Source organism: Nostoc sp. 2RC (genome assembly GCF_014222165.1).
GTDB classification, from domain to species: domain Bacteria; phylum Cyanobacteriota; class Cyanobacteriia; order Cyanobacteriales; family Nostocaceae; genus Nostoc; species Nostoc linckia.
In genome coordinates, this window is the sequence record NZ_JACKZU010000369.1 from 1 (window position 1) to 8,039 (window position 8,039).

Here is an 8,039-nt window from a genome sequence, read left to right on the forward strand (position 1 = left end):
GCTCAAAACCTTGAAATTACGTTAATTTTTGGTCACGCTATGGTTCAAAATTTGGTCATGCGGGGGGTAAAATCACACATCGCTTGCTCAATTATTGTGTTTAGTTATCCAGTGGTCACATCCAGTGTGTTCGCTGGACTATTTATTTGTGCTTTTCAGTTCTGGGGAACTTATCGCTCTTCCATCACTCTCATGAGAGAATTCCAGACACCTTATATTCTGAGGATTTCTTATTTTCCTCTGCTTAGAGTGATGGAAGAGCGCTAATCAACGTCTCAGTGACAAAATATCAGATACCCTACTGCTTGTTTGCAGCTTGCGTTCAAAAGCACCAGATCAAGTTAAAATCAGAACGATTGACTTTACTATTCCCTTTGGTTGTTTTGCATCCAATATAGAGTTGAACGATGGTTCTATTTATATCGAGTATTACTCATACAAAACTACTAAGGATTTACCGTGTGTGGTGGTTTATTCACGCAAAGACCCACATTGGTATAGTGTATACAAGACGGAAATCTTAAACCTTTGGAATGCTGGACAAGAGTGGCATTGCAAGCCTTAGTTGGGCTAGACCCCAGGCTAAAAGAATCGCACCTAGTAGGCTGACCTCACATTTCCTCGCTTGAAACTTGCAAGCCCTAAGCGGAGCCTTCCGTAGGCAAGCTAGAAGAAGCGATCGCTAAAATCTACTTTTATACTATTAGACCTTTATAGTATTAACAGATAATGATTTTATAGTTTAAGCTGTTGTCTCAAATCATCTGTATTCTTTACCTGACTCCAATCAATATCACTCTTTTGCAGTAGCTCGACAGCTACGCCGATTAGGTGCTGAGGGTAGACGCGATCGCCTGGGGGAACTGGCTCTGTATTGTTATCTCTAACTGTACGGGCAGTATCGTTTAACCATTCATGCTGTTCGCGGCTGATTTTGATGTTGATGGAAACAGGTTTTTCCTTTGATGCTGGTGTTGTCTCCTTAACTGATACAGTTTCAGGTGTAGATTCCTGCGGCGGCTCTGTTGTTTCTGTCTCACTGGCTTTGATACCAGAAAATTGACTGAGTTTCATCCCGCCCATCTTGCTTTTTGCCATATACTATTAGACCTTTATACTATTAAACAATTAAGAGTTAATAAGATATTACTTCCACAGTTTCAAACATTCTTTAGCCAATGACTGATAAGCCCTAGCACCGCTAGATTTAGAGGCGTACTCATTAACTGGCTCTTGTTGTGCTATGGATTCAGCAACAGCAATATTCTCTGGAATTGTCGTATGCAAAAGACGATAGTTTAAATCTGTTGCTGCCTCAATCAACAAATCATCAGCTTCCTTAGTCAGAACCAGTCGGGGTTTATAACGCACTCTCAGCACATCAATGGGGATATCTGCCCTTTCACCTCGAATTAATTCAACCGCTTCGGACAACCCTTTAAGGGCAGCTGGTTCGCACAAAGTTGGAATCAAAACGCGTGAGCTTGCAAGAATCGCCTGCACAGATGCCACCCCTAAGCTAGGTGGGCAGTCCATCAAACAGACATCGAAATCAGTCAATTTAGATAAGGCTGGGGTAAACAAATCATCCTTGGCTGTTAAGCGAAACATCCCAATATCGCCAGGAATAAGCGAGAGGTGTTTTACTTGAGTTACCAGGGGAGTAATAGGTTTCTTATCAGTCAGCCAGTTCAAAGTAGTTGGACTCTTACCGTCCATGCCCAGACCAAATGATGCAGTTCTTTGGCCGTCTAAATCTATCAGTAGCACCTGGCGCTTGGGACTAGCTAAGGCGGCTCCTAGATTTATGGTAGTGGTGCTTTTGGCGGTGCCGCCCTTGAAGTTGAATACTGCGACTTTCAGCATTTGCTCAAATATTTAATACCTTAATAGCCTAGCACCTTTAATATAATATACTATAAAGGTCTAATACGTTATTACATTTATAGCAAGTATTGATGAGGCGATCGCGGTTGTTGTGGCTGCGATCGCCTTTGTTCGTGTACTTGGATGCAGAAGAGTTGGGTAATGTTTTTGAAAGTGTGATGGATGGACTCTCAGGACACTTATCCATCCTCACTAATAAACAGATGGGCAACTTAGGGCAGAGCCAGTCAGTTGGTGAAGCCATTTAGCCTCAAACCTGGCAAAACTCATGCAGGGAACTCTATTTCTAAGTGGCAGTAACAAACTCACCAACATCAGCAAGGAGGTGATTAATTGCCGAAACGTCAAAAAATATTCGAGTTAAAAAATCAAAAATTATACTCGTTTAGTCAACTTGACAAAGTTATTCCAGGAGGTGGTGATACTCATTAAAACTCCACAACAACGAATGTGGGCAACTTAGGTCGGAAGCACCGGACATTTTATTGAATGGGAACTCTAGTTTTTTAACTCTGGGAATAACACTTACAGCTGTCAGTTGACAGAGTTACTAAGTGTGGTGGTGACGTTACTTGGTAGAAGATGCTCAGTTTCCAGAGTCATAGAAACCCCACACTAACAAGTTAAAGCTGGTCTGGGGGCAACCAAACCAGCAGTTCATAAACTACATAGGCAAATGATAATGCTAAAACCTCAAAAACCTCATTACAGATCAACTGCTTTCATCATCGCTGGTGGGTTAGTTGCTCTAGCATCACTTTGGGTTCTTGGTTCCTCTAGTTGTGGAACGTTAAACCTTAAACTCTCACTTTCACTTGACCTTCAGCTAAAAAAGGAGGTTTGCAAACTACCAGATAGATAACCAATGAAAAGGTGATCGCCTCTCTAATAAGGTTACTGTTTCACTAAATGAGTCCTATCTGGCGGAATCCGCCAGATAGCTCAATGGCTGCGATTGCTCAAAAAAACTCATCAAAAAGGCAATCTAGTGCGATCGCCTTATCCTCTAAGAAAAATTGTTAGTTAAGAGCCTGAGTGATCGCTGAGGTAAGGGGGAAAAGCCTAAATTTAAATGGCAGATACCCATACCGATGTCAAAAAATTTTAGCTAACCGCAAAAGCAACCCCCAAGAGCGAGAAATATTATACATCATGAAGTTCTGTTGCAATTAGCATGGGGCAACGCTAGCGTAAAGTGGTCAATTTGACAATCTTTAATCCTAAATCTACTTGGCGTATAGTCATAAACAGTTAGCACCTAGCTTTTTAAATATGCGGATACTCAACATTTAGCCGATCCAGCCTGTGGCTGCGAGCACCTGCTTTTTATGGCTTGAGTTCCTGGAATACTTAATATAGCTAGGTAAAGCCAATAGCTTCGACCTACTTATCTCATCAAAACCCCACATTACTACCAGATGGGCAACTTGTTTGTAGAAGGAGGTCTTTATCTTTGTTCACTAAATGCGCTTTAAGCGCTGTTGCATCAATGTTTAAAGCTGACTTGGCAGTTTCCGAGGCCACCAAGCCAGCAGTTCTACAAACTACAGTATATAAGGATACTGAGATGTACAGAAAAACTAAAAACTCACAACTTAATAATAAGCCAAACTACACGTTTAATCCTCCTGTCCGTCTGCTGGGTGTGATTTTCTGGTTAGGAGTAGCGCTGAGTTCCGGTTTAGGGTAAGGTTTCCGTCAAGCTGCTGATTCTAAGCAGTATGAACAATCTGCTCAGACTGAACCACGTCGCTTTGGTCGCGCAGAGTACGAACAGTTAAAAACAGGAATGTCCTTGACAGATGTGCGGTCAATCTTGAACCCAGGTATTGAGGTTAGCCGCTCTGCAACCATAGCAACCTTTGTCTGGGAAAATCCTGACGGTTCCAAAATCACCGCTACTTTTGAAAGTGACAAACTCAAGAGTAAAGCACAATCGGGGTTGAAATAAGGAACTGGAGGTAGGTGATCGCAGCGTAGCACTGTATCTGATCTATCTTATGGCACTGGTACTATGGCGATCGCTTCCCTCACTCTCCTTGTAGTGCTGATGGAATCGCCTATACATCCTACTTTCAAGCCTGCTCATAGCACTCATAAGTAGGTTGTTTGTCATGTTCCTCTAAGAATAGTGGCGATGCCTACGCCTTGGCACTGCTTCTAAAAGCAGTTCTTAGAGGAAAAGGGGATTAGGTGCGATCAATCGCTTGAGAGTGCTGTTCGCCAAATAAGTACATTGAAAAGGCGATCGCACCCCCAAAGAGCGATCGCCCTTATATCTTTCTGTAGTGGGATCGCTCTCCATCCTCTAAGAAAATGACACCCCTCAAAATCTGGAATTGCAATCTAGGCGTTGTAGTAGTTATTAGATAAAAACTTTTATAAATAGCCCTTGGGGAATATAACCCCATCAAAAGCCCAGTCACGACGACCGGGTTTTTTGGTTTTGAGGCGATGCAAAAAGCGGGCTGTGACGCTCATTCGTATGATTGCGTCTCCCTTTGGCAGAAGACTCGGTTTAGCTTCTCTACAAGATACTACTCGCGTTCGCTATCGCTGACGCTTTGACGTTATTTTTCATCATTGCCGTATGTCACGCAAGGACTGTCAATTATGAGTGCTGGCTCAAATGAATTGCAAAAAATAACGCTAGAACAATTCACTCCAAATTCGTCAGGGTGAATGCACTCTATGGCTCCTTCTATTAAGGCATGGAAAGCACAATCATTGCAGATAGTCTGACATGGTGGTTGACGGTCAATTGAATCTGACATCACCTCTCACCCCTACTCATCATCATCTGGCAAATACAACCCACTCCTATCAGTCGGCTTCGCATAAAGGTACATCTGAAGTAATGGCAACTGAACTATGCCCCAGTGTTTATAATCAAAACCTCGGTAGCACTGTACCCGTGCCAGCATCTTTTTTGGAACGAACATACCCCTTAGTAGTATCGCTCTTATTATGCCCCAACTGGTCTTGCACCTCAAAAAGTGGTTTACTATCCACCGCCCTAGAAGCATGGGAATGGCGCAACCAGTGACAAGAGAATTTTACTTTCGCTACAAGAGAAATATCCTGAATCAACCTTTTAATAGCCCGGTCGCTTAACGGCAACCCCCGTTTTTTTGGGTCAGGTGACATATTTGGGAACACTGGCATCTTGTCACTAGCCATACCACGATACTTTTTGAGCAACGAAGATGTCTCGTGGTCTAAGCCAATTTCTCGGTACTTGCCACCCTTACCGCGAAACTTGATTGTGTAATACCCCCTTTGCCTATCATCCAGCGTTGGGTCAAACTGCCATTTAAAATCGCGCCAATACAACCCCGGATAATCTTCTTTGGGTTGTCCCGGTTCATCACCTGGAACCGTCACCCGACCAACTTCGCCAACCCGCATCCCACTATAAAAAATCAAATTAAAAACCAGCCAATACTTTCCCCCCAACTGCTTGGCAGCCTTACTCAGCTTCTCCATTTCCCAATCTTCTAGATAACGCTGTGCCTTTGGTAAATTACTGAAATTATCGTAATTTATACTACTTGCAATATTCCGCAAGAAATAGCCAATGTTCTCTGCACTTCCATAGCTCCAGAGCGAACGCAATATCAGCACTCGGTTAGATTTAGTATAAGGGGAAACCTCACCCCAAGAAGCTATAAATTCAAGTAACTTTGGTTGCTGAATTAATCTTAAATCGGGTATACCTTTATTACGTACCCATAAGAGCAATTTTTGACCAAAACGGTAGTATTTTCGCTTGGTTTGTTCGCGGTTTTGACTTCCAGCCCAAGCCAAAATTAACTCTTCATCATTACTAACAGCAGGGGTACGGTAATAATATTGCCGAATTACCTCCTCTACCAATTCTGGAGTTACTGCTTGAGAGGTATTTTGCGCTACAACTTGCCCTTGGTTGGGAGAGAGAATTTCTACAGAACTAACCTCAATATTAGTAACATCCATCTGGTCTTTAGGGTTACGTGATGATAAACATCTAGCTTCCTGGAAGCGCCGTTTCAGGAAGCTTTTATATTCTACAATGCAAGCGTGAATATACTGCCCGCACTCTTCGTTAATAATTCCAAGAGCCTGCACAAAAGTAGCAAGATCCCGAACGGGGTGAAAGCCCAAAAACGGGCGATTCCCGAACGGATTTGTACCTGAGCATCCAATACCTGATATGTTGATAGCATTGCTATCTACTTGATATCGATTTGGTTGCTATCAATTGTGATATCACTATGTCTGATGAGAACAAACCCAGCCAGATGATCCGCGTACCCACTCCCCTGATTCCAGCAGTTAGGGAGTTATCCCGGCTGCACCGACAAGGACAAGGAAGCGAGTTGCTTCACTCTTTGGATGAATTAATACTGGCGTTGTCCAGTAACAGTAGAAGCGCCAACTCAAAGAATCAAACGCTATTAGCTATTTGCGAAAGACTTGATAAGCTAGAGTCACAGTTGTCAGGCTCTTCTAATAGCAAAGAAACACAGACAATCCATAATCTCGCCGATTTAGAACAAAAAATTGAGGTGATTACAAATCGGATGGCACAATTCGCCGAGGCGATTATTAAAATTCAAAATCATCTCAACAATCAACCGAGACGGCCCAATAAATCATACTACAACAATTCATATTATCAAGGGCAAACTCCTCGAATCCAACCACTAACGGAAGAAGGTTTAGCTTCAAGACTTGGTGTAAGTGTAGAAACTGTACGCTCCGAGCGAAATAACCTACAACCACCGCTTTTTGTGGCATGGTGCAAGCGCAAGGATGCATCAGGTATAGGGTGGGAGTTTAATCAGAATACAGGACTGTATCATCCGGTAAGTTAAACGCTCTTTGAACAACTTTATCTCAATAAAGTGGGAGAATAAGACTACACCATAATTCCCTTTCTTATCTTTGTAAACTTATCTCCAAACAGGATGCAAATAAAGGGATGTATGTTTGACGTAGATATTAGTATTTCTGTTGATTTTTGTGATGAATAATGTGTAGATTTTCGGATTATTTAATTGTATTAATTTTCGCTTTTATAGTTAATAAATGATGCATGATTAATAGATGTATTTATTTGATATTGGGGTGCATGGGTGTATCAGTTATCTGATGAGGAAATTTATCAAGAAGTCGGTAATATAGTTGCAAGTTTTGACATTCTTGAATGTTACGAGTGCGCTAATGCTGTAATGCAATGGTTGGTTGAAAATGGCATTAAGGGGAAAATTATCAGACTGAAAACTAGATACCGGGATGAAGATTATATTCTCAGTGACAGACTACTGCGCCAGGGAATAGATGATTCGATTACAATTAATGGTAAGCATTACGGTGTGTTCGTTAGAGGCAAAGTCTTTGATAATCTCTCATCTGAGGGAATGTTTAGAGAGGATTGGATAAAAGATTTCCACTGCCCAAGCGAGAAATTTGAAATTAAAGAGTTTGATTTTTAAGAAATTCAGGCTTTTTCATAAACAAATAGGAGATAAAGTATGAGCGGCGGATTGTTTGAGATTTTAGATAAAATTAAAGCGAGACCTGGGATGTATATCGGTACGGCTTCTATAAGTGACTTATTTATGTTTTTAGTTGGTTATAAAACTGCCAGAAGAGAATTGAGTATTGAATTAACTGAATCAGAAGCTGAATTTTATGAGGAGTTTCATAATTTCGTAGAAAGAAAATATAAACTGCATACCTCAAATTCCTGGGCTAAGATAATTATGCTTTACTGTCACGACGAGAAAGCAGGGTTTGAGAAGTTCTTTCAACTGCTCTCTGAGTTTAAAAAACGGGACAAGAGTTTAGATGGAGATGATTTTGATCAAATGGCAAGACAAGAAAGTAAAAAAGAAAATGTTGAAATTATTACTCACGGTTAGTCTTAACTTACTTTCTGTCAAGTGGTTTAGTTAACATAAGTAACATGAACACTTGTACCGCTGCTTGCCATTGCGCTAACCCTGCCTGCTCCGGAGTCACACCGCAATGGAAGTACGAAATTCGACAAGCGATCTCTTTTCTATGACTAGCACCAATTCAGAAATTGTTGGGGTACAGCCGGGATACGTGCAAAATGGGACACGTTGTAAAGTTTTGTAAAAATTAACTCTACAACCCTTACCAGA

General features: G+C 41.6%; 12 protein-coding genes. 7 read left to right on the top strand and 5 right to left on the bottom strand.

Annotated elements, in window-relative coordinates; genetic code table 11:
- The coding region (locus GNE10_RS35580) for a hypothetical protein (protein ID WP_221643025.1) at positions 1–267 on the top strand (267 nt) is incomplete at its 5' end.
- Positions 268–735: 468 nt separating this feature from the next.
- Here GNE10_RS35580 and GNE10_RS28665 read toward each other — a convergent pair.
- Together GNE10_RS28665 and GNE10_RS28670 are read right to left on the bottom strand one after the other, a co-directional pair.
- Complete coding sequence (locus GNE10_RS28665) at positions 736–1,098, bottom strand: hypothetical protein (RefSeq protein ID WP_185569056.1); 363 nt, start codon at positions 1,096–1,098, stop codon at positions 736–738.
- Between the two features lie 48 nt (positions 1,099–1,146).
- On the bottom strand, positions 1,147–1,866 hold the full coding sequence (locus tag GNE10_RS28670) for a ParA family protein (RefSeq protein ID WP_185569058.1): 720 nt from the start codon (positions 1,864–1,866) through the stop codon (positions 1,147–1,149).
- 92 nt (positions 1,867–1,958) lie between these two features.
- On the opposite strand from GNE10_RS28670, the gene GNE10_RS28675 reads away from it, so the two are divergent.
- The 3 genes from GNE10_RS28675 to GNE10_RS28685 all read left to right on the top strand — a co-directional run bounded on the left by GNE10_RS28675 (position 1,959) and on the right by GNE10_RS28685 (position 3,838).
- Positions 1,959–2,135 (top strand): hypothetical protein, encoded by a 177-nt coding sequence (locus tag GNE10_RS28675; protein ID WP_185569060.1) that lies wholly within the window; start codon positions 1,959–1,961, stop codon positions 2,133–2,135.
- A gap of 1,205 nt (positions 2,136–3,340) precedes the next feature.
- Complete coding sequence (locus GNE10_RS28680; RefSeq protein WP_221643026.1) at positions 3,341–3,577, top strand: hypothetical protein; 237 nt, start codon at positions 3,341–3,343, stop codon at positions 3,575–3,577.
- A 99-nt stretch (positions 3,578–3,676) separates the two neighbouring features.
- On the top strand, positions 3,677–3,838 hold the full coding sequence (locus tag GNE10_RS28685; RefSeq protein ID WP_185569064.1) for a hypothetical protein: 162 nt from the start codon (positions 3,677–3,679) through the stop codon (positions 3,836–3,838).
- A 222-nt stretch (positions 3,839–4,060) separates the two neighbouring features.
- On the opposite strand, the gene GNE10_RS36235 is transcribed toward GNE10_RS28685, so the two are convergent.
- The 3 genes from GNE10_RS36235 to GNE10_RS28695 all read right to left on the bottom strand — a co-directional run bounded on the left by GNE10_RS36235 (position 4,061) and on the right by GNE10_RS28695 (position 5,994).
- Complete coding sequence (locus tag GNE10_RS36235; protein ID WP_260447068.1) at positions 4,061–4,192, bottom strand: hypothetical protein; 132 nt, start codon at positions 4,190–4,192, stop codon at positions 4,061–4,063.
- A 265-nt stretch (positions 4,193–4,457) separates the two neighbouring features.
- Positions 4,458–4,661 (bottom strand): hypothetical protein, encoded by a 204-nt coding sequence (locus GNE10_RS28690; protein ID WP_185569066.1) that lies wholly within the window; start codon positions 4,659–4,661, stop codon positions 4,458–4,460.
- Positions 4,662–4,776: 115 nt separating this feature from the next.
- Positions 4,777–5,994 carry a site-specific integrase gene (locus GNE10_RS28695; protein WP_311774868.1) on the bottom strand — a complete coding sequence of 406 codons (1,218 nt, stop codon included), beginning with the start codon at positions 5,992–5,994 and terminating at the stop codon, positions 4,777–4,779.
- 146 nt (positions 5,995–6,140) lie between these two features.
- Here GNE10_RS28695 and GNE10_RS28700 point away from each other — a divergent pair, with 146 nt between their 5' ends.
- The 3 genes from GNE10_RS28700 to GNE10_RS28710 all read left to right on the top strand — a co-directional run bounded on the left by GNE10_RS28700 (position 6,141) and on the right by GNE10_RS28710 (position 7,793).
- A complete protein-coding gene (locus GNE10_RS28700) occupies positions 6,141–6,743 on the top strand; it encodes a hypothetical protein (protein ID WP_185569068.1) in 603 nt (200 codons plus the stop codon).
- 261 nt (positions 6,744–7,004) lie between these two features.
- A complete protein-coding gene (locus GNE10_RS28705) occupies positions 7,005–7,364 on the top strand; it encodes a papain fold toxin domain-containing protein (protein ID WP_185569070.1) in 360 nt (119 codons plus the stop codon).
- 39 nt (positions 7,365–7,403) lie between these two features.
- The gene (locus GNE10_RS28710; RefSeq protein WP_185569072.1) at positions 7,404–7,793 is read left to right on the top strand and encodes a hypothetical protein; all 390 of its coding nucleotides are present in this window, start codon (positions 7,404–7,406) and stop codon (positions 7,791–7,793) included.
- Positions 7,794–8,039: the final 246 nt, after the last annotated feature.